At 53.9% G+C, this 21,316-nt stretch carries 14 protein-coding genes and 3 pseudogenes; 12 read left to right on the top strand and 5 right to left on the bottom strand.

Going from position 1 to position 21,316, the window contains the following annotated elements; translation table 11 throughout:
* Positions 1-299: 299 nt before the first annotated feature.
* From F0P97_RS25625 to F0P97_RS25670, 10 genes and pseudogenes are all read left to right on the top strand, one after another.
* Positions 300-758 carry a hypothetical protein gene (locus tag F0P97_RS25625; protein WP_182284863.1) on the top strand — a complete coding sequence of 153 codons (459 nt, stop codon included), beginning with the start codon at positions 300-302 and terminating at the stop codon, positions 756-758.
* Complete coding sequence (locus F0P97_RS25630) at positions 759-1,523, top strand: ABC-three component system protein (protein ID WP_182284864.1); 765 nt, start codon at positions 759-761, stop codon at positions 1,521-1,523.
* Positions 1,520-2,002 carry a three component ABC system middle component gene (locus F0P97_RS25635; protein WP_182284865.1) on the top strand — a complete coding sequence of 161 codons (483 nt, stop codon included), beginning with the start codon at positions 1,520-1,522 and terminating at the stop codon, positions 2,000-2,002. The genes F0P97_RS25630 and F0P97_RS25635 overlap by 4 nt, the downstream gene beginning before the upstream one ends.
* Positions 1,999-2,778, top strand: coding sequence for a hypothetical protein (locus F0P97_RS25640; protein WP_182284866.1), 780 nt, complete (start codon positions 1,999-2,001; stop codon positions 2,776-2,778). Before F0P97_RS25635 ends, F0P97_RS25640 begins: the two co-directional genes overlap by 4 nt.
* Before the next feature lie 80 nt (positions 2,779-2,858).
* Positions 2,859-3,571, top strand: a pseudogene (locus tag F0P97_RS25645) (IS5 family transposase).
* Positions 3,572-3,592: 21 nt separating this feature from the next.
* Entirely contained in the window at positions 3,593-4,825 is a 1,233-nt protein-coding gene (locus F0P97_RS25650; protein ID WP_182284867.1) for a DUF3732 domain-containing protein, read from the top strand.
* 563 nt (positions 4,826-5,388) lie between these two features.
* Positions 5,389-6,924 (top strand): Eco57I restriction-modification methylase domain-containing protein, encoded by a 1,536-nt coding sequence (locus F0P97_RS25655; protein ID WP_182284868.1) that lies wholly within the window; start codon positions 5,389-5,391, stop codon positions 6,922-6,924.
* 53 nt (positions 6,925-6,977) lie between these two features.
* Entirely contained in the window at positions 6,978-9,779 is a 2,802-nt protein-coding gene (locus tag F0P97_RS25660; RefSeq protein ID WP_182284869.1) for a hypothetical protein, read from the top strand.
* A complete protein-coding gene (locus F0P97_RS25665; RefSeq protein ID WP_182284870.1) occupies positions 9,772-14,016 on the top strand; it encodes a helicase-related protein in 4,245 nt (1,414 codons plus the stop codon). Before F0P97_RS25660 ends, F0P97_RS25665 begins: the two co-directional genes overlap by 8 nt.
* Before the next feature lie 137 nt (positions 14,017-14,153).
* Positions 14,154-16,223: a hypothetical protein gene (locus F0P97_RS25670; RefSeq protein WP_232538060.1), complete on the top strand. Its 2,070-nt coding sequence runs from the start codon at positions 14,154-14,156 to the stop codon at positions 16,221-16,223.
* Positions 16,224-16,283: 60 nt separating this feature from the next.
* Here F0P97_RS25670 and F0P97_RS27775 read toward each other — a convergent pair whose 3' ends face one another.
* The 3 genes and pseudogenes from F0P97_RS27775 to F0P97_RS25680 all read right to left on the bottom strand — a co-directional run bounded on the left by F0P97_RS27775 (position 16,284) and on the right by F0P97_RS25680 (position 18,755).
* Entirely contained in the window at positions 16,284-16,988 is a 705-nt protein-coding gene (locus tag F0P97_RS27775) for a hypothetical protein (RefSeq protein WP_232538061.1), read from the bottom strand.
* A gap of 168 nt (positions 16,989-17,156) precedes the next feature.
* Positions 17,157-17,636, bottom strand: a pseudogene (locus tag F0P97_RS28110) (TniQ family protein); the annotation flags it as partial.
* Between the two features lie 78 nt (positions 17,637-17,714).
* Complete coding sequence (locus F0P97_RS25680) at positions 17,715-18,755, bottom strand: IS481 family transposase (RefSeq protein WP_182284111.1); 1,041 nt, start codon at positions 18,753-18,755, stop codon at positions 17,715-17,717.
* Between the two features lie 369 nt (positions 18,756-19,124).
* Between F0P97_RS25680 and F0P97_RS25685 the strand changes: the two are divergent.
* Positions 19,125-19,837, top strand: a pseudogene (locus tag F0P97_RS25685) (IS5 family transposase).
* Here F0P97_RS25685 and F0P97_RS25690 read toward each other — a convergent pair.
* Both F0P97_RS25690 and rpe read right to left on the bottom strand, forming a co-directional pair.
* Positions 19,834-19,989, bottom strand: coding sequence for a hypothetical protein (locus F0P97_RS25690; protein ID WP_182284873.1), 156 nt, complete (start codon positions 19,987-19,989; stop codon positions 19,834-19,836). The pseudogene F0P97_RS25685 and the gene F0P97_RS25690 sit on opposite strands and share 4 nt — an antisense overlap.
* Positions 19,990-20,195: 206 nt before the next feature.
* A complete protein-coding gene (rpe, locus tag F0P97_RS25695) occupies positions 20,196-20,876 on the bottom strand; it encodes a ribulose-phosphate 3-epimerase (protein WP_182284874.1) in 681 nt (226 codons plus the stop codon).
* 31 nt (positions 20,877-20,907) lie between these two features.
* On the opposite strand from rpe, the gene apaG reads away from it, so the two are divergent.
* The gene (gene apaG / locus F0P97_RS25700) at positions 20,908-21,315 is read left to right on the top strand and encodes a Co2+/Mg2+ efflux protein ApaG (RefSeq protein WP_182284875.1); all 408 of its coding nucleotides are present in this window, start codon (positions 20,908-20,910) and stop codon (positions 21,313-21,315) included.
* The last annotated feature ends 1 nt before the right edge of the window (position 21,316 follow it).

Raw genomic sequence — 21,316 nt, forward strand, 5'->3', positions numbered from 1 at the left:
TCGCAAATCAAAAGGAGGAAATGTTAACGCTCCAAGAATAAGGTTGCTAAAACACAGTGATCACTGCGCAGGGCCAAGGTGGCGCACACGTATCGACATTCGCCCACGCACCAACTCACTCGTCACCATTGCAATACACCATTTTTCTAGAGATCTTGCGATAGGCATCCGTCCGCCTTCACCACGAAGAGTAGCTGAACATCGCACTGATAGAATTCGTTACACATAAGAGCTGTTTTGGCTGTTCAGCTTTGAAAGACTGAATGCCGCCAGTGTTGTACATATACCGGGAGGAAGACTTGAGTTCTGCGGCAGATGTCGATGACGGAAGCCACTCCGCAGTTGCAGCTGCGGTGGGCTTTTATTATCAGTCGCTCTACGGTTTGCTGTGTATTGTCAAAGCAACCCATGATGATGCAGCCGTTTGCTTGGAGCGGTTAGACGATGTTGAGATCGAGGTAAATGGCCAGACGCTCCTTAATCAGCTTAAACATTCACTGAGCAAGAAGCCGAAGCCGGTCACCATCAGTTCAGTCGCATTGTGGAAAACGCTCAAGGCATGGATAGATGTCCTGCCAAAGGTGAGCATGAACGACACAAGGTTTCAACTTGTGACTGTGGCTCCGTTGCCGACAGGAAGCCCATTGGAGCCGCTCCTTGACGAAACGTCTTCACGCGAGAACCTCTTGATACTCCTTGCTAAGGAAGCTCAACGAGTGCTAGCTGAACGTGAAGAGGCCGCCATTAATAAGCAGTGAATGCCACACGGTGAGCGCGCAGCGGCCTGTGCCGCCTATATCAAGCTCAATGAAGAACTTCGCCAAGCCTTGCTCTCGCGAGTCATTATCCAACCCGCTGCCAGCAACATCGCTCAGATTAGCAATGACATTGCCGATGCATTGAAGGCATTTCCTCCTGAGCAGCGGGAATTAATTGCTCACCGCCTGATTGAGTGGTGGGATCTTCAAGTTGTGCACTCGTTCTGCGGAAAGAGAGAGCGTGTTCTCTCAATGCTTGACGTCCAGTTACGGCTGTCCGAAATTGCTGGTGAGCTATATCGTGACGAAGTCCTCGCTGACTTCAAGATCGTCATGCCACCTGACGACCATTCGCCGCCATCTTTGATCGCTAAGCAACTCCAGCTTGTGGATGCAACAAAAACAGAGATCCGGATTGCAGAGCGCGAAGAATGGAGAGCCAGATCGCAGCGTCATAAATGGCTCTCTGAGCGTGTAGATATGGCGACGCGCATATCCATATACGATCTATTACTGGTCGAGGCATGGGAAGACAAGCATGCACTCATGACAGAGCAAACTGAGATAGCTACAGATGCGCAAAAGCGAAGCGCTGGACTAGAAATATTTAGATGGTCGTTCAACGATGCAAAGGCTCAAATAGCTCCTTTTGCAAATAACTGGAGTGCTGATTACTACGTTAGAGGCTGCTATCAGTTCCTAGCGGTTGACTTAAAGGTCGGCTGGCATCCCGATTTTAGAGCGCTGCTCAGGAGTGAGGGATGATTTTTTCACGTGATGTTTTTGCCGAAACCAATCCTGCCTTCTACAGTGCCATATTCTGGCAATTTTGCTCTGCTTACAAACAGGAGCACACCCTTCAACGGCCACCAGCAATACCATTGATCTACCTCGTTGTGCCGCTGGCAATATCAGAGGACTTGGGCACCACATTTGAAGGCTGTAACAGGGATACAGGGCTACCGTTGTGGCTAAACCGCAGTCCACAAATCACCATCGACCTTGCTAAGAAGGTCAATTCAACTTTAGAGCTCACGACGGCGGCTGTACGCTTTGGATGCCTTACAGGACTGCTGCACATAGCCCCCACCGGTGATCTTGATTCCGCGAAGAAGAAGTTCCCAACTGCAGTATCGACTGGGATCGCGTCTAAAGCGCTAAAGAGAGCTCGTCTCCTTGGAATTTGGATGGCCACAATGGGTTCACCCAGAGCGGTTTTGGAAGCGTTGGAGGTTTCAGTATGACACGATGGGACATCGCAAGCATCTTTTTCATTGGGGAAGAAGGTGCCTTTCGCATCATCACACTAGATATTGGCCGCGTTAATGTCATCACAGGTGCGTCTGGTACTGGTAAGTCGGCGCTCATTAAAGCACTTGACTACTGTCTTGGCTCTTCAGATTGCCAGCTACCTGTATACGTCAGACGACGCTGTATAGCAGTCGGCGTTAAGTGGGCGAGAGGTGAGGATGAGATGATTTCCTGTCGCCAAGTACCATTGGTCGGAAAATCTCCGAACTCTTACATGTATGTCACGACGGGACGAAATCTTAAGATCCCACAGACAGTTGGAGATTTTGAAGGGCGCAGCTCCGTGGCAGTCAGCAAAGCTAGGCTGGGTGTTGCATTCGGCATTGACTCCAGAGCTGTGCTGGAGTCCCTACAGCCTGAAAAGGAGTCGTCAGACCGTCCTTCAGTTCGCCAGTTCACACCCTATATCTTTGTCACTAAAGAGGTGATCGACAGTGAGACGGTTTTGCTGCACGGCCTTGATGACAATCGTAAAGCACAGCATATCGTTTCCACTATGCCGTACTTTCTGGGAGTCGTGACTGAGTCAACGGTAACGGCTGAAAGGCGCTTGCGCCAAGCCCGCCGAGCCTTGGAAATAGATATCGCACGTGAAGAAGCCCGCGTCGCGAAGGACAGTCAGGTTAAACAGCGTGCACGTGTTCTCCTCGGGGAGGCTCAACAACTTGGACTTGTGGAAAGTCCACCTATAGATGCTAGGGTCTGTTGAGATTTGATTTTTACCTTCCGGGGTGGCGTCACAATCGCGCTGTGATGCGATACGTTTTGACAGATGAACAATGGGCTCGTATGAGCCCATTGTGTTTAGGGAAGATTGGGGATCGAGGACGCAGTGGCTCCAACAATCGACTGTTCTTGGAAGCAGTGCTTTGGGTTGCGCGTACAGGTAGCCCTTGGCGAGATCTGCCGCCTGAATTTGGCAAGTGGAACACCGTCTTCAAACGGTTTCGCGACTGGGTCAAAGCTGATGTCTTTCAAAAGCTGTTTGACGCGGTCAGCGATCAACCGGACATGGAATACGTGATGGTGGATGCAACGATTGTGCGAGTGCACAGGCATGGACAGGGTGCAAAAGGGGGTCTGCGAGCCAGGCCATAGGTCGCAGTCGAGGTGGTTTGACCACCAAGATATTGGCGCTGACGGATGCCCTTGGAAACTTGATCCGATTTGTGTTGCTGCCAGGCCAACGGCATGATCTTCAAGGTGTAGAACAGCTGCTCGAAGGCATAGACCTGCGGACATTGCTGGCCGACAAAGCGTTTGACGCAGACTGGCTGAAGCAACACTTGCTGGCACAGGGTTGCCAAGTGGTGATTGCACAAAAGGCCAATCGTCGAGCGCCCTTGCAGATTGATATAGAGGTCTACAAGTGGCGGCACTTGATCGAGAACTTCTTTTGCAAGCTCAAGGAGTTCAAGCGCATTGCAATGCGCAGCGACAAGACAGACAGCAGCTTCGCTGCTGTCATCACGCTGGCATCGGCTGTGATCAATTCACGTTAAATCTCAACACGTCCTAGCGAGATGCTTCTCATCGAAATGCTAAAAAGAGCATCATCGGAGATCGCTCGCCCTTTACAGTACCCAGGAGTAGAGCAACTTGATAATCTTCAAGTGAGGCGACGAGATGCTCTGAGAGAGCTTACTCAGACGAAGCGGAAACTGCGCGCGATTGCTATTGAGGAGCAAGAGTCTAAAGACTATGCGACTGCTGTGAGTTCCCAGCATGAGAAATTGCGCATTGCCGAGCATCTCCACTTGCTCGATGTGCCATCATCCTGCCCTATTTGTGATTCGCGGACGAATGCCGGCGCAGTTGTGGCCGCTGCGATGAGGCAATCTCTAATCACAATTCGAGCTGAATCCAGTGCGGTCGGCCGAATACAGCCGCAGATTCGAGGTGCCGCAGAACAGCTTTCGACCCGAGCAGAGGAGCTGGGAGGCCTCTTGCGGGAGCTTGACGCAGGTGTGTCGGCAGCATTGAGTCAAGTGGCTGAAGCAAAGCGGCATGCAGACTTGGCTCAACTTCAGGCATTTTTTCGTGGCAAAGCTGCCTACTTCTTGGAGTCCGTCAACGACCTACTTCTGGGGCCTGCAAAGGATCTGACCAAGCAGAGGGATGAGATCGCGGAACTTGAAAGTTTGGTCGACGCTGACAACCGCAAGGTTCGTATGCGGCGAGCAGAAGGTGCGATCTCTAAATTCGCTTCCGAGATATTTGCAAATTTACCCAAAGTGGAGCCTTGTGTTCAAGCTGAGCTACTTTTCTCTGCACGAGAACCCCAGGTAAATGTTATAGAGGCTGGTGTTAATGGCGCGGTGCTGTCGATGGCCGACCTCGGCTCTGACCAAAATTGGCTTGCCGTCCACGTTGCGCTTTCGTTTGGCATGCAGAGACATTTTGAAAAGGAACGCCGACCGGTTCCTGGCGTTGTAGTGCTGGATCAGTTGAGCCGCCCTTATTTCCCAAATCAGGGGCACGACGACACTGGTGAGTCAGAGGTCTCCGACGATATCGTCGATGAAAGCTTGCCAGATGAAGTATCTATTCAGGGAGACGAAGACTACCTCGCTATGCGTCAGCATATCGACTTCCTGTTTAGTGAAGTTGAGGCTCGTTCAGGCTTGCAAGTATTGCTACTCGAGCACGCTTACTTTGCCTCTGACCCGCGCTATGTGGCGGCAACAAAGGAACGATGGACGCGCGCCTCAGGAAGAGGCCTTATTCCGCGCGAGTGGAAAATCCGCGTGAAATAGACGGAGTTACTCTGAAACGTTGCTTCGCCCGAGATGCCAAACGAACTGCAAGATTGCAATAGGCCGATAGCACCAATAGCTGCAGAAGAACCAACTTCGGCCTTACAGCGATAGCTGCCGGTGAGACCGCAACCAAGCGTACTCAAGCTGACGGCCAAGAAGCAGATATCGGGTGCCCCCATCTGCGTTTACCGGAGTGACTACCGTACAAGTTACTGTGGCCATTGGTCCAAAGCGCTTCGACTGACGACCGACTGCTTTCATGCCATTTGTACTCGCACTTCCGACGAGCAAGCCAATGCATCAATATGTAACTTATCCAACAAAAAATGGTATAAGTTTCGCTTAGACAGCGAATAAAGCTCAGGGGGACGAATTCAATGGTAATACCGGCGGAGGCCCGAGTCCGGTTCGGCAGACGCATATCCGCACTGAAGCAGTTGGTCGATTCTCAGCAAGCAGCGGCCGAAGAGGTCGCGTCGGCGCTACTTTTTGTCTGGACCCAACGCATATATCCAGACTGCGCACCAAGTCGAGCTCCAAGAAATACAGCTTCACTCGTAGTGGACGACCGTGTCATCGTTTTCGTGGATTGGCTCTGTACCCTTGAAAGGTTTGAAGAGGCCGCGTACTGGGTAGCAACCTCCTACGCCACTTTGGTTGGAGAGGAAACGCGAACGCAAAGAGCGCTTTACTTCACCCATCCTGTACTCGCTGAGCGAGTAATTGATGACCTGCTCTCCCAAGGCGCCAGCCTCTTGGATGATCACTGGCATGACCCAGCCTGCGGAGGAGCTGCATTCTTGGTGCCGGTCGCGCTTCGAATGCGCAACGCACTTCAGGAGAACGGTTGCAGCCCCCAGGAAGTAGTAGCTCGCATAAATGAAAACCTCAGCGGAAACGACACAAGCAGTACGCTGATTGGCTTCTCAGAGACCTTTCTAAACCTAGCGTTAGCCTCCGTGCTTCAAGAGTCCGGTTGTGAACTGAAGGTCCGGATTTCTCAAGGAGATGGTCTGAGGAGCTGGAGGGGGAGCAAGCGGCCCACGGTGTTGATCTGCAATCCTCCATATCGAAAACTCAAGGCGGATGAAGCTGCGCAATACAAAGCGACATTTCGCGCGGCGCTACAGGGTCAGCCGAACATCTACGCGTTGTTCATTGAACAAGCCCTCAAGATTGTCAGCCCTGGCGGCCTTATAGGCCTCCTGACGCCGACCAGCTACCTGACTGGGCCGCTTTTCTCCAATCTCCGGCGGCATGTGTGCGACGCTTCGCGAATTCACTCAATTGACCTTCTTGGTAACCGTTCCTCGACCTTCTTGAATGTTGAGCAAGAGACGGCAATCGCCACGCTTCGCGCCATACAACAAATGGAACATCAAGACGTCGCTGTTTCTGCTTGGAAGGATACGGGGTTCGAGAGTATTGGCGTGATTCGCCTGAGGAAGGACGGCGGGCCCTGGGTGCTCCCTCGGTCAGCTCAAGACGAACCCCTGATTCGGCTTACTGAGAAGTCTCCTTACAGACTCAAAGACTACGGATACGTACCGAGGGTCGGCGCGATGGTCGCGTATCGAAGTGAGCGGGTTACCCACTCCTCAGAGGAAGGCTGCAAAGGAAAGCTGGTTGTCCCCCTGATTTGGGCAACCGACATCACACCTCAGGGTGAGTTCGTTCACGGCCGCCAACATCGCCAACGGGCACCCGAGTTGTTCATCGAAATTGAGTCTCTTTCCACGACGGGAGTCTTTTCGCAGCCCGCGGTGCTGCTCCAGCGACTCACCTCTACCGACCAGAGCCGACGGTTAATTGCGGCAGCCATACCAGACAAGTTTCTGCACAAGCACTCCGCATACATGTGTGAGAACCATGTCATAGCGCTCTTGAAGGAACAAGAAAGCGAATGGGACCCCCACGAACTCGCGGCACTGCTCCAAACGAGCTTGGTCGACCGCCTGTATCGCGCAATCTCGGGCTCTTCGAACGTTGGCACCTATGAGCTAGGGCAACTGCCGCTTCCCTGCCCGAGAAAGCTACGAGCTGAGCTATCCAAAGGACGGGAAATGGAGAGAGCTATACGAATGGCATTTGCATAGCTGAAAGCGAGAAAAAGTTATGGAAGTAGATATGAAGATTGGAAGGGCCTGAAATGCGCAAACCCTCTCGTTATATGAGTGGGCTGGATCGGGCTGAGGTCCAGAAAAAGAAGAAAGTGCTTGCGACCCGACTTTTAAAGATCGGAGAAAAACACGCGCATGCATACAGTTCACCCGCCAATGACGTTTCGCATGCTCCAGCTCAGCCCGAGGGAAGCGAAAACACCGCAACTGGTGTTTTAGACGACCTCAAGGCGCTTGGGTTTCGACTCCAGCGAGTCGAGACGAAGGAACAGGTAGCTGTTCATGAAGGTGTTGAACGACTTGCTGCAACCTTCGTAAAAGCAGCAAAAAGCAAGACAGCCCAACACGTCCTACTCTGGCCAGGATCTCTAAAGAGCCTTGCACTTGCGCACGCAGTGGCTACCCTATCCGAGTGGCATACGGGCAACAAGCGTGGAATCAGGACGCTCATATATCCCGCAAAGGCGAATTTCCTCCAAGGCTTGAACCACATCACCGCTGACAGGAAGGAAATAGCCAGCCTTGCTGCTAGCCAATACGAGCCGCCAGATGGAGCACCGAATCAGCTTGTCACGACGTCCATGCGCGAAAAGGACCCCTTCCTTACGTGCCTGAATAGCAAGCATCTGGACGAGGGCGGAGGCATTGACCCAACACTTTCAGAGCTGCTTCCGCACTACTTCAGCGGAGATGAGTCGGGCGTATGGTCCGCCAGCGATGGTGCCCTGCTCCGGCGAATAAAGGGACAACTGGGTGACCGGAGCTGGACCCGCGCTCTGAATGAGCTTATCCAAGCCGTGAGCGACTTTTCGTCCGCTCCAGACGCTCTACTTGCACTTGGCTGGCGTTCCTCGGGGGAGGCGGTTGAGTCCATTTTACAAAAGCTTAAGCGCTCTGGCCGCCCAGAGGTCATCGTCCTTGACCTCACGAGAGGTACCAGGAAGACAGCGGCCAAATGGCGCCCGATGACCATCAAGTTCTTGGACACGCTCACTTCGGTCTTTGGCGATGAGCTTCCAGGCGTTCTAATCGTTTCCGATGACCCACACGTCCGCACGCAACTGCTCAGGGAGCTGGACAAACGAGCAAAGAATGCCAACGGGTTGGCAAGTCGCCTGAACCCGATTCTTCGGGCGAGTCCGTTGGGAATACCTTTCACTACGGCCGACGAAGGGGTTACCCTTCCGGGGGCATCGCGGTTCCATCCTCCAGCTGCGCTCGACTACGTGGTCACTGAGACTGACAGGACTGCGGCGTCGGTGGTGGTTGGCCTCGAGACGCTCAAAAATCGAGCTCAAATGGAACAAGATCGGGCAGTGCTCTCAGAGGCCATCTCTTTCCTGAATCGTCTTGCGTCGATGCCTTCAAGTGTCAAGGCCTTGACCAACTGGCTCAATGAAGCAGACATTCCCTTGAGCGTCCGTGAAGCATTTTCATGGCCAAGCCGGCGAGTACCCCTAACCGAGCTCATCAACTCATCGAGCTACCCGGACGCTGCAAAGCTAAAAACCCTTGTAAGCAAGGCGGACGACATGTGGCGCGCCTACGAAAACGGAACCCCGTTCGTTAAGCAGCTTGTACGGCTCATTGAAGAGCACACACGTGGAGAGGAAAAGTGCGTCCTCGTCTTCACCCGTCCGACGGCCCGAAAGCTCGCGGAGCGATTTTTTGAGACCTACATCTACGAGGGACTTGCACCAGGTGAGGGCTACGCTATTCTGAAAGACAGACTGCGCCTTGTCTCAAGCTCTGCATTGAATGAAGAGCTCAAGCGCAACAGCGACTCGACCCTGGTTTTTGCTGGACTGGACGAGGAAGGACTCCGCCTGCTAATTTCTGATGAGCGGATTCGTGGACGTGCCTACGTACTACTCACAGCCAGGAACGCTGCGTACCTGAAATCGTCACTGAGGGCTGTTGAGGCTATCGCCGGCATGCAAAGCCTCAAGCCTCGCATAGACAAACTACTTTCTCAGCTCAGTGCTTATCCCGACATCGAAGATGCAAAGCTATCCCGAGAAGACTTTGTCCTGCCAACCTTTTCGTTTGAAGCAGGTCTCTCAGGGCACATCAACGAAAGTGAGTCAGACGACCCCGATGCTTGGAAGCTGCTTCTCGACAGTGGACAAGTCCTTGCTCGAAGTCCTGCGACAACAATCTACCTGTATGACCCCATCAAAGGTCAAGCCCTCAACCGGGGCTTTAGAGCAGTGCAGGTCAAGAACCTTAAGCCCGGTGAGCAAGTCTTTGTGATGTCGGGCGAACTCCGAGAGCTAACAGAAGCTGCATTGAAGTCCGTGGGCGTCTCTATCTCGCACGACAAGCGTTTCGAATCCTTGCTTCATCAGTACCACACGCGCATTGCAGGACTGGTCGAAGAAAAACTCCCAGGAAAGTCGCAAACCGACAAGGCGGAGCGGTTGAGGGAGACGATTCAAAACATGCCTGGGTGCCCACGTGACTTTCCAACGGCCAACACCATTCGAGCTTGGATAGATGCGCGCAAATGGCTCACCACCGCATTTGAAGAGAACCAACCTCACGCACCGCGAAAGGAAGCGCACTTCAAGTATTTTGCTGAGGCCGTGGGCCTGACGTCGATTGAAATGCTCCTCTTCTGGAAGACCGTCATTCAACCGATGCGAGGAACAAGAAGAGCGGACGGTCGCCGTGTTTCAGATGCATACACGAACCTCCTCATGGAGCAAGAGTCATTTGCCGTGCATCAGAGGCTAGACCCTGCAGTTGTTCATCGGCTGTTCATGAAAGCACAAGACAACGTCTACACCGTAGAAGCGATTCAAGAACCCAGTGAGGTGCAATGTGGTTGAAGCAGTAACAAGAGTTGACCCTTCTGGCATTCCAGCTGGACTGAAAGAGGCGGTGGTAGACAGCCTCATAAACCAAACATTCTCCGCTATTTCGGGACATGGACAAAGTGGTGCCGAGCTTTTCGGAGCACGCCCAAGAAGCATTCTGAACTCCGCATTTTTGTTGCCGAGGCCGGAGGAGTTAGGAGATGTAGACGAGGTCACTCAGCCCATACAGATTTACTCCCATGGTCTGGAATTTCAGGTCAAGAGCGACGAGGCAGTCAAGTTCACCGTCAAGCCATCTTTTCAAGTCTACGCACGCGTCCTACCTGAGGTCAAAGACCTTAGACGCCCCAACATGGAGCTCTCATTTCGAGTAAACGATGAGACCCGTAAAGCGCTGCAAGAGCAAACGAAAGCCGCGCTCGATGCAGCATGGAGCGAGCTCAAGACTGAAGGAAGCGAGCAAAACCGGAACAAGCACCCAAAGTGGAAAGAGACAGAAAAACGAGTTCGCGAAGATGTTCAGAGAAGGATGGAACTCCCCGTTGACTTACGCAATGTGAAGAATCCGGAGGCACTTCTTGAGGGGGCATCTCCTGCGACGGCTACCTCTTCAGGTTACGAGGCTGGTGCCAGGGCTACTGAAAAGGAGCTGACGGCAGAGGTTGAAGGAGCAACGGTAAGTCCAGAGGCAGTTGCTGTAGAGCTCAAAGACAACCACGCGCAACCACTCGACATTCCACAGAAGTGGGTCCGAATTCCTCTGGATGTTGGCAAGCTGCCAGCGCTTGTCGTTGATATTTCATGGTCACCTGAGCGGTTGAAGCAAGAACTTGATGTCTGCTCCTCTGAACTGAACGGAGCCGTTCAGCTTGCGGTTGTGGCGTGGGCTGCGTCAGCGCATGGAAAAGACTGGGGAATCCGCAAGGGAAGAAAAGTCTTCCCTTCTGAATACAAGGGGTGGGATGCTTTTCTGACGGATATCCGGAAGGAACCCAAGATAGAGCTGCCAGAATTCAAGCTTGAGTGGGACGTCACCTTGATTCCCAATTGGCTCAATCCCAGAGAGACAAGTGTCCAGGTACTCTTAGAGAACCGTTCTCAAGACCCTTCGGGGGACTTCACCGAAACAAGCATTTTTCAAGTCTCACTTGAGGCGATGATTCCCACGATACAGCTCGAAGAATTTAAGCTGGGTCGAGTGAAGCCCTCATACCGGTACAACCAATATCTGGCCTACCCCGCTACCGGCTTCAATGGAGGGGTGAAGGTTGTTCAGAAAACTGCGCAAGAGATTGTCCTCCGTACTACCTGGGCACCGAGGTACACCCAACCTCGAATCATCCCCAAAGAACATGAAGGAATTGTTCGGAACATTCGTGCGCTGAGTCAACCTGGCGGCCTGGACGGCGTGTTACCGCTTGGAGCCGCACTGGACGGTTGGTTTTCTGGTCTAAGCCGGTCGGTTCAACTTGATGCGGGTCTTGAGGCGACAGACCTCAAGGGAATCGACCGCGAGAAGAACGGATTCGAGAAAGACTGTGTTGCCTGGGAAAAAGAAATCGCGGCCATCAAGGCTGGGTTGAGCATTCTTCAAGAGTCTCGTGATGCTTGGAAGAAGACCTCAAAGCGTGGACCACAAGCTAACGAAGCGGCAACCGTATTTGAGGCGTGGTTGTGCATGAACGAAGCGATGGCCGACCTCCTGAGAGAAAAACTCAAGAATGACAATGGGGAGTGGCGATTGTTCCAGTTAGCGTTCATCGTTGCGCACATCCCCGCAATGGCCACCAGGCTGAAGTCATTCCATCAGCACTACGACAAGCTCCGAGACGACACGGTCACGTTGCTGTACTTCGCAACCGGGGGGGGCAAGTCGGAGGCGTTCTTTGGGCTTCTTGCGTTCACTCTCTTCCTCGACCGACTGCGAGGCAAGGCCTTTGGGGTCACCGCGATGATGCGATATCCCCTTCGTTTGCTGACGATTCAGCAGGCGCAGCGATGCGCTCGAGTCCTAGCTAAAGCAGAGTTGGTCCGGCGGCAAAGAGACATCGTCGGGACGCCGTTCTCTATTGGGTTTTGGGTCGGGAGCGGTGGCTCTCCGAACCACCACAACACACCGGGGTTTGATGACATCCCGCTGCTTAAGGATAGTCATCCGACCGAGCAGAACGAGCGCAAGCTACTCCATGCGGAGTCAAGCCGCTACCGCCTTCAGTTCGATGCATGGAACAAGATTCCTGCCTGCCCCTTCTGCGGCCAGCCAACCGCGCTTCGTGTATTCGGGGAACTAAATAGCCTCCTTGGTCACGTCTGTACAAGCCACGTATGCGCCTCGAACGAGGGAGGGTGGAGCCCACTCCCGTTCTACATCTGCGACACGGACATCTATGCAACTGCACCAAGCGTTGTTTTGGGGACAGTGGACAAGCTTGCGCTCATTGGGCAGGCCACTAAGACGCTTCGAAACATCTACGGCATGTTCGGCGCAGCTCCATGGCGGCATCGCAAAACCGGGCATTTGAAGATGCCAACGTCCCCAAAGGAATTCGACGTTGACCCAGAGTCTTTGGGCTACGAACTCCTCTCTCCTGCATATCCAGGCGGAGAACGAGGGTTCTTTGACCCATTTCCGAGTCTCTTGATTCAGGACGAGGCGCACCTGCTGGACGAGTCATTGGGGACATTTGCAGGCATCTTCGAATCTTCGCTGGATGCCATCTTCGACGAAGTTGGCAAGGCACTCACAGGAATCGTCTGCAAAGAACCTGATGGAATCAAGCGCCGACGAGCCAAAGTCATCGCGGCCTCTGCTACGGTTTCTGATCCCGAGCGACAGATGGAGCACCTCTATCAAAGAGAGGTCCCAGCGATGCAGTTTCCCTATCCAGGGGAAAGCCTGTACGAGTCGTTCTACGCCAAGCCAGCAGCTCCTAAGGACGGCCCGACCCGCGAGGCCCTGAGAACGGTGGACACCGAAGCATGGGCCTCTTGGAGCCGGGTCTACGCGGCCTTTTTAACCAATGGACGGCCGCACACGGCAACTACTGTTGCCGTACTTGCGAGTTTCCATGCCCTCGTATCGCGCCTGATGCTTGGACTCACATCATCTGATGAGGCTGAGGTATTGAAGGCAAGGGTACTTCTCAAGAACGGCATATCCGACGGCCCACTTCGCTCCATCCACTTGCAGCACATCGAAGCGGCAAAACCCGGAACGCTTGCCACATTGGTCGACTTACATCGCATCTCCCTGACCTATGTGACGAATAAGAAGGGCGGAGACCAAATCATGGCTGCGGAGTTTGAGGAGACCCGCAAAAAGCATGAAGACCTCGGACTTGACATCTCCGACCTGCAAACACGCCTGATAACTGGCTCAGTGGCCCAAGGTGAGATTCAAGCCACTGTGCAGGCCGCTCAGAGGCGACCAGACCCTGGTAAGCCCTTTGGCGAGCTCACGAGCGAGTTGCGCTCAGTAATCGCCACGTCTGCAATCTCCCATGGCGTGGACGTTGAAGAGTTCAACTCGATGTTCTTCGCAGGTATGCCTTCAGACGTGGCTGAGTACATACAGGCGTCCTCTCGAGTAGGGCGAACACACGTTGGATTTGTGGTGCTGCTGCCGACTCCACAGCGCCGACGAGACCGGTACATCGTCCAGGTGTTCGACAGCTATCACCGTTTCCTGGAGCGTATGGTCGCGCCTGCAGCAATCGACCGCTGGGCGGACAAAGCAATTGAGCGTGTACTTCCAAGCCTCCTGCAGACCTATCTTGCAGGTATTCGCTTTGTAAAGGAGGTCACCCTTGAACCTCCTGAAAGTAAAAAGTCCGTCAGAGATCTTTCCTGGATACCCAACACGAACTATCTCTTCGAGAAGCAGAGTGCGGTCTTGGTCGATGGCGCATGCGCGTTCATTTATAAGGCTCTTGGACTGGACAATGAAACTTTTGCTCCGCATCACAAGAATTACTACCTTGAGGACATACGACAACGCGTCGTTCACCAGCTCTCTGACTGGGCTTCGGATAAGTCGATGGCAGAGCAGTCCATCGGCGACTTCTACCGGGAACGACCTAGCTCTCTTCAGCGGCCAATGACTTCACTTCGTGACGTCGACGAAGCGGGACTCATCAGATTCGCATATCGCGATTTCAACGGGAAGGGACTGGACTCCGATGACGCTCGCGCAGTTATGCGACTCACACGGTTCGGTTCCGCAAATGACGACATATTGGGAGAGCAATGATGGTGCGCTCGGGAAGCTACTTCAGAGAGGGCCCATCCAAGCCCGCACCCCAAACAATGAGTCGGTCGCGAGGTCAGCTCGCCTCGTCCTATGCACCTGGTTCGATATTTACCTTTGAAGGTGGACTGGGAGCATGTGTGTCTGTGCCCTTAGAAGACGTCAATGCAAGAGAGGTACAGTTGCCGACAGAGGCGAAGCGGCAACTTTTCGAGCGACTTCAAGAGACTTGGCAGAGTTGGTACACCCGAGCGCAAGAGGCGGGCGACGACAAGCATCAGCCCCTGCCCAGGCAGTGCATAGACAAAGCTCTTCTGCCGGAGGGGCGCTACAAGGCGCTTTCACCCAACCAGTTCCAGTTGGTCAATCCAACTCTTGTTGGATACATCCCTGGCCCAGCATCTTTTGTCTGCAACAAATGCGGCCGGTTTCATCAGTTTGAGACGGTGAAAGAGGCGGCGGCCTACCTTCCAAGACTTGCAACTGAAACCTGCAAGGTTGATGGCAAACGATGCACGTGGAGGCAGCTCGACGTCATTTTTGTTCACTGGTCTGGCGGCTGGAGCGCTCCGCACCCAGGTCGCTGGGAGTGGAGCCAGTCTGAGCAACGTCCGTATAGGCCTGTGGGCTGTCGGCAGTGCGGTAGCACCAAGTTCTTCCTGAATGACAAGTCGCCAAGAATCGGTCAATGGTTCTTCACTTGTGAAGCCGGCCACAAAGCAGGAGACACCTGGCTGCAGAATGATAAGGAAACCACTGAGATTCTTGGAGACGAGTGTTTCAACCGCCCTCCCCGGTGGCGACGCATGGAGCCCGTTAGCTATCGGGCCACCGCCTCCTTCTATCCGCACAGCGACCAGTTCATTGTTTTTGGAGAAGAGCAGCAGAAGCTCTTGGAGCTGTTGAGAGAGGAGCGCGGCTCTGAACTGGCCAGCAGTTTGGCTGGCTGGTATGGCACGGGCGCGGCCCCTCTGACCGCCGAAGAAATCCTGCAGATTCTGGAACAGAAGGGAGCACATACAAAACTGGCTCCGTACCGAAGTTTTGAGGCCCTGTTGGCTGGGGGCCTAGTGCCGGAGTCTGCCCGGGAGCCAGTTCAAGCCGCCATGGCCCAGTTGGTAGCTAGCTGGCGGGAAGAGCCTGGACTGTTACCTGTGCGGACCGAGGCACCTCCCGCATTTCTGGCACAAGTGTTGAGGCGTCAGAGTTACGGGAGCAGATATGATCCAGTGCTTCTGGCAGTGGAGCACGAGGCACTCAAGCGCGAAACGCTCGAAGCTTCAACCCTTCCTGGTGAACGCGCGCCCTTCATTCTTTTCACGGCGCCAGACAAAGTCATAGGACCTCGTGACGAGGATCAGCTTTCGGCACAAATGAGCAAGACGAAGGGGCTCGCTGCGAGACTGGGCATAGAGAAGATTGGGCTAATTCGCGAGTTCGAGTTGTGCCGCTTCACTCATGGGTACACAAGAATGTCGAGTGAACCCATCATCGAAAAGAAAGATTCCGGAACCCTGCGCTTGCCGGTTAGGTTAAACCTTTTCGACCCCTTCAAAGATTCTCGAAAACGGCCAATCTACACCGTCACGCAGAAGAATGAAGCCATCTACGTTCAGCTCGCCCCAGAGCAGGTCTTTGCTTGGCTGAAAGAGCTCAAAGTTGCGGACCTCCCAGAATGGAACCCAGAAGAGGCGACCAAACTCAACGCACATCTCTTAGAGCGCGCACAGCCCTTTGGACGATTCTTCTCAGACCTGACGCCATCAGATGCTTCCACTTACCGCTACTGCTACACACTGCTTCATACCTACGCTCATGTGGTCATGAACGCAGTTTCGGAATTCTCCGGCCTCGACATGGGTTCTCTGAGTGAGTACCTCTTTCCTTGCGACCTCGCCTTTGTGGTGTATCGCAATGCCACAACGATGGATCTAGGCTACATGTCCGCTCTTTGGCGCAACTCGAATACCGACTTCCTGGAGCACCTAGGCTCGCACGAGTCTTTGCAGTGTGGCTCGGGAAGTTTGTGCGAAACCAAGGGTGGCGCATGCCCTGACTGCATTGTTATTCCAGAAACGTCTTGTATCGCGTCAAACCGACTTCTGTCGCGCTCCGTTCTTGGGGGCGGGCTTGCCCCTCGTGAAGATGCAACGCACGCTGGCAAGCGCATTCCGGGATACCTTGAGGTGATTGCACGCAATGGCAAATGAGAAATGCGGCTTTGCGTTGAAAGCGCTATCGAAGTTCAACGGAGGACACAGGAAAGCTCTTCAATCAGCCCAGTAATTGAACTGAAACTGCCTGGTCCCTCTACTAGGCATTGACTTGATCAGCGCTGTGAGCTGACTGGGTGCGTGTTCACTCATCCACCTGATTTCCGCGGAGCAATTCACCTCAAGGTCAGCCCGTTCGCTTTGAGATGTACGTCGAACGAAGTCTTTGATTCGTTCGATGCATTCGCGCCGTCGACCTTCACGTAGGCGCACTTTCCATTCTTTACGCAGCTCTGGATCATTTTCCAACCAGCGAACAATATCGTGGCGGCTCACGCCCAAGCACTTCATAACATCCGCATAGCTGTCGCAATTTTCAAATGCATCGCGGACGAATTCAGGCGTTCTTCTTGAGCGCGCCTCCAGCTCGTCAAACAACTGTAGTTGCCCTTGCACAGGTGGGCAGCGCCCAGCTGCAGCATCTGCAAAAGACTGAACGGCAGATTTTGGGGAGGACCATTGCAGAGCATTCCAAAGAAGAACCCATGAAATTGCTGTCGCTTTTTTCTGGTGCCAGAGCAGCCCAGGGATTGCAATTCCCTGAATCAGCATGGTTAGCTTAGGTTGAACAATGCGCGCCAGTGAGCAAGAGCCTGTTGAAGTGAACCATTGAGCCACCCTCTCATGCCTGGCTCCCTTGACAGAATGTATGACACCAATTTCCTGTAGTCGCTGGAGAGCAAATCGGCGCAAAGATGTCATGTCTATGCACTCAGTCGTTTGAAGACTAGCACTTAACGCTGCGGCGCTGTGAGCCTCTGGTAGCAAGTGGTCTGGGAGCGTGGTTGCGTAACGGTCTTCCTTATGAGGCAGTCGCCAATGTTTGCTCCTTGACTCGCTCCACCTTAAGGGCTCGAAATGCCGAGTGCATACCAAAGCGATTGGATACTGTTGAGTGGTATGCCAATAGGGGCGGCCAAAGGCCTCTATATCTTCTTGTATGCATTTACGGCACCACTTCAACGGGTGCGCAACCTTTTGAGTGCGGGAGGATCCCAAGACAGACCGCATCCAATGTACTGATTGTGGCTCCATCGCTTTTGAGGCAAGTTCTTGCTGAACCTGCCTACTGAGAAAGGGCAGGTAGAAGCCTGCCACAGTATGCAAACGCAGTAGTCGAAGGATTGACGTAAAGCCCACTCCCGAGACAGCCATGAATTTTTCCAACGAGTGCGGAAATTCATGCTGCCGCGCCGCATGTGAAGTACCTAGCAACGCCAAAGCTGTTGTCGCCGCGTTGGGACTGCTACTCATGAAATGGTTTGCGGCACACCAGCTGTATAGCGTTTCATCTGGATGGATTGACACAAGGCTGTGGATCGCAACTGGCTCGGAAGGTTTGTGCAGCATTGCGCCTCCAATATTTAGCTGTAGAAGTTCCGATCTGATCTGACAGTTGCTCCCGTTTCGGACGGTACGGCTGTCAGATTAATTCAGCTCTTTTACCTTGTCGTCCCACACCTCCTTTGCATCCATCAGCGTTTGCATCGGCGTCCTGCCGCAGCACATCTTGCCCTGATGCGTGCGCTGGCTGTTGTAGTAATTGATCCAGTCGTCCAGATCCGTTTGCAGCTCGTCGATGGACCGGTAGATCTTGCGCCTGAACGTCACCTGGTAGAACTCCTGCAGGATGGTCTTGTGGAATCGCTCGCAGATGCCATTAGTCTGCGGGTGACGCACCTTGGTCTTGGTGTGTTCAATGTCATTGACGGCTAGGTACAGTTGGTAGTCATGCGTTTCGGCCTTGCCGCAATACTCCGTGCCCCTGTCGGTCAAGATTCGCAACAGCCCCATGCCTTGCTCGGCCAGGAACGGCAGCACCCGGTCATTGAGCAGATCAGCACCTGTGATCGGCGTTTTTGTGGTGTAGAGCTTGGCAGCGGCCCATTTGGAATAGGTGTCCACAAAGGTCTGCTGGTAGATGCGCCCGACTCCCTTGATCGAGCCCACATAGAAGGTGTCCTGGCTACCCAGATAACCGGGATGGGCGGTTTCGATTTCTCCGCAGGCCAGCTCATCTTCACGCTTTTTCTCCAAGGCTGCCACCTGGGCTTCGGTGAGCACAGCGCCAGTCTTGGCGACCTCGGCCTCCAGGTTTGACAGACGCTGTTTGAAGCTGGCCAGTTGATGGCGCATCCAGATGGAGCGTACACCGGATGGCGACACAAAGATGCCCCGCTGGCGTAATTCATTGCTGGCACGCAACTGTCCATGCGCTGGCTGCTCCAGGGCATAGGTAATAACGGTCGCTTCGATGGCGTCATCAACCCGGTTCTTGAGATTGGGCTTGCGCCTTGAAGTCTGGATCAGGGCCTCGACGCCGCCTTCTTCGTGGGCATGCTGATAGCGGTAGAAAGTGTCACGGGAGACGCCCATGACTTTGCACGCCTTGGAGATGTTGCCCAGCTCGCTGGCCAGGTTGAGCAGGCCGACCTTGTGCCGGATGATGGTTTGGTTGAAACTATTCATGAGGTTTCTCCGTTGGGCGCTTGCGCGCCCGGATTGATAAAGATTCGTACCCTTATCAAAACGGGAAACCTCACCTGTTGGCAAGGCACACTGTCAGATCAAGTCTGAACTTCTACAATTTAGCTCATATCGATTTCTTTTTGTCGGCAAGTTTTAGAGCCTCTAGCTGTTTCGACATTCCACTAATGAGCTCTTCACTTACCCCTAAGCGCCGAACATCCTCGGGAGGCAACGTGCTCAACGCCTTGAGACTCTTGGAGAGCTGATTGGTCTGCCTAGGGTCTGTTGAGATTTGATTTTTACCTTCCGGGGTGGCGTCACAATCGCGCTGTGATGCGATACGTTTTGACAGATGAACAATGGGCTCGTATGAGCCCATTGTGTTTAGGGAAGATTGGGGATCGAGGACGCAGTGGCTCCAACAATCGACTGTTCTTGGAAGCAGTGCTTTGGGTTGCGCGTACAGGTAGCCCTTGGCGAGATCTGCCGCCTGAATTTGGCAAGTGGAACACCGTCTTCAAACGGTTTCGCGACTGGGTCAAAGCTGATGTCTTTCAAAAGCTGTTTGACGCGGTCAGCGATCAACCGGACATGGAATACGTGATGGTGGATGCAACGATTGTGCGAGTGCACAGGCATGGACAGGGTGCAAAAGGGGGTCTGCGAGCCAGGCCATAGGTCGCAGTCGAGGTGGTTTGACCACCAAGATATTGGCGCTGACGGATGCCCTTGGAAACTTGATCCGATTTGTGTTGCTGCCAGGCCAACGGCATGATCTTCAAGGTGTAGAACAGCTGCTCGAAGGCATAGACCTGCGGACATTGCTGGCCGACAAAGCGTTTGACGCAGACTGGCTGAAGCAACACTTGCTGGCACAGGGTTGCCAAGTGGTGATTGCACAAAAGGCCAATCGTCGAGCGCCCTTGCAGATTGATATAGAGGTCTACAAGTGGCGGCACTTGATCGAGAACTTCTTTTGCAAGCTCAAGGAGTTCAAGCGCATTGCAATGCGCAGCGACAAGACAGACAGCAGCTTCGCTGCTGTCATCACGCTGGCATCGGCTGTGATCAATTCACGTTAAATCTCAACACGTCCTAAGTTTTTTCCAACTATCGCCAACAAAGCCACCTCGCCATCGAACTGTCCACACCAGTAAGCAAGCGGATTTTGCTTTTCAACTTTATTCAGCTGCCCCACCAGAGCGGCGGCGGGAGCAGGCAGATTCAGCTTCATACAACTATCAATTCAATAGCTGCATGCGCTCATCAATATTGGGCTTGCAGCCAAAAATACTAAAACCCTCATATCCCGACTCCAAAAGCCGCGCTCGTGCATCAAGCGCAGCCGAAGCCAGGACAGCGAGCAAGACCCAGGCGGACTTGCCGCCTTGGTAAAAAGGAGCTGCCCCCGGTGCAAGAGGCGCAGTTCCTCAGGGGAAGTTACGCAAGATTCTTGCGCATGGTGTCGATGACAGCCTTGTAATCCGGCTTGCCGAAGATGGCACTGCCAGCCACAAAGGTGTCGGCGCCGGCATCGGCCACGGCGCGGATATTGGCTTCCTTGATGCCGCCATCCACTTCCAGGCGAATGTCCTTGCCAGAAGCATCGATCAGCTTGCGGGCTTTTTCGATCTTACGCAGCGTGCTGTCAATAAAGCTTTGACCACCAAAGCCTGGGTTCACGCTCATCAGCAGGATCAGATCGATGTCTTCGATCATCCAGTCCAGCACCTCCAGCGACGCTGCGGGATTGAACACCAGACCGGCCTTGCAGCCGTGGGCCTTGATGTTCTGCACGCTGCGATGCACATGCGGCGATGCATCGGGGTGGAAGCTGATGTAGTCGGCACCGGCCTTGGCAAAGGCGGTGGCGAGATCGTCCACGGGCTGCACCATCAGGTGCACATCGACGGGCACGGGCTTGCCATCGGGTGTGACCGAATGAGGCTTCAAAGCCTGACAGATCATGGGGCCGAAGGTCAGGTTCGGCACGTAATGGTTGTCCATTACGTCAAAGTGGATCCAGTCGGCGCCAGCCGCAATGACATTACGCACTTCTTCACCCAGACGGGCGAAGTCGGCTGACAGGATGGAGGGGGCAATACGGTAGGTGGGGCTCATGGTTTGCAATTGTCGCAGTTACCATTAGCTCATGCCGATGAATGAGTTTCTGGTCCAAGTCCAGCCCGCCTACCTGCCCGAGCAATCCGCCCCGGCTGCAGGCGTCTATGTGTTTTCCTACACCATTACCATCACCAACACGGGTGAGGTGCCGGCGCAGCTGATTGCGCGGCACTGGATCATCACCAACGAGTTGGGTCATGTCGAAGAGGTCAAAGGCCTGGGCGTGGTGGGCCGACAGCCGCTGCTGCAGCCCGGCGAATCCTTCGAGTACAGCAGCGGCTGCCAGCTGCGTACGCCCACGGGCACCATGCGGGGAAGCTATCTCTGCGTGAACCACGAGGGCGAGACCTTCGAATGCGAAATTCCGCTCTTCGTATTGCAGATGAATGAGTCCGGCGACCCCATGCCCATGTCCGAAAAGCGCGTTCTGCACTGAG

This window comes from Comamonas testosteroni, from assembly GCF_014076415.1.
GTDB classification, from domain to species: Bacteria; Pseudomonadota; Gammaproteobacteria; order Burkholderiales; family Burkholderiaceae_C; genus Comamonas; species Comamonas testosteroni_F.

What these genes read in the sequence shown, in the direction of transcription:
- F0P97_RS25630 (WP_182284864.1), top strand. Translation starts at nt 759, where the DNA reads ATGCCACACGGTGAGCGCGCAGCGGCCTGTGCCGCCTATATCAAGCTC.
- F0P97_RS25635 (WP_182284865.1), top strand. Translation starts at nt 1,520, where the DNA reads ATGATTTTTTCACGTGATGTTTTTGCCGAAACCAATCCTGCCTTCTAC.
- F0P97_RS25640 (WP_182284866.1), top strand. Translation starts at nt 1,999, where the DNA reads ATGACACGATGGGACATCGCAAGCATCTTTTTCATTGGGGAAGAAGGT.
- F0P97_RS25650 (WP_182284867.1), top strand. Translation starts at nt 3,593, where the DNA reads ATGCTTCTCATCGAAATGCTAAAAAGAGCATCATCGGAGATCGCTCGC.
- F0P97_RS25660 (WP_182284869.1), top strand. Translation starts at nt 6,978, where the DNA reads ATGCGCAAACCCTCTCGTTATATGAGTGGGCTGGATCGGGCTGAGGTC.
- F0P97_RS27775 (WP_232538061.1), bottom strand. Translation starts at nt 16,988, where the DNA reads ATGACATCTTTGCGCCGATTTGCTCTCCAGCGACTACAGGAAATTGGT.
- F0P97_RS25680 (WP_182284111.1), bottom strand. Translation starts at nt 18,755, where the DNA reads ATGAATAGTTTCAACCAAACCATCATCCGGCACAAGGTCGGCCTGCTC.
- F0P97_RS25690 (WP_182284873.1), bottom strand. Translation starts at nt 19,989, where the DNA reads ATGAAGCTGAATCTGCCTGCTCCCGCCGCCGCTCTGGTGGGGCAGCTG.
- rpe (WP_182284874.1), bottom strand. Translation starts at nt 20,876, where the DNA reads ATGAGCCCCACCTACCGTATTGCCCCCTCCATCCTGTCAGCCGACTTC.
- apaG (WP_182284875.1), top strand. Translation starts at nt 20,908, where the DNA reads ATGCCGATGAATGAGTTTCTGGTCCAAGTCCAGCCCGCCTACCTGCCC.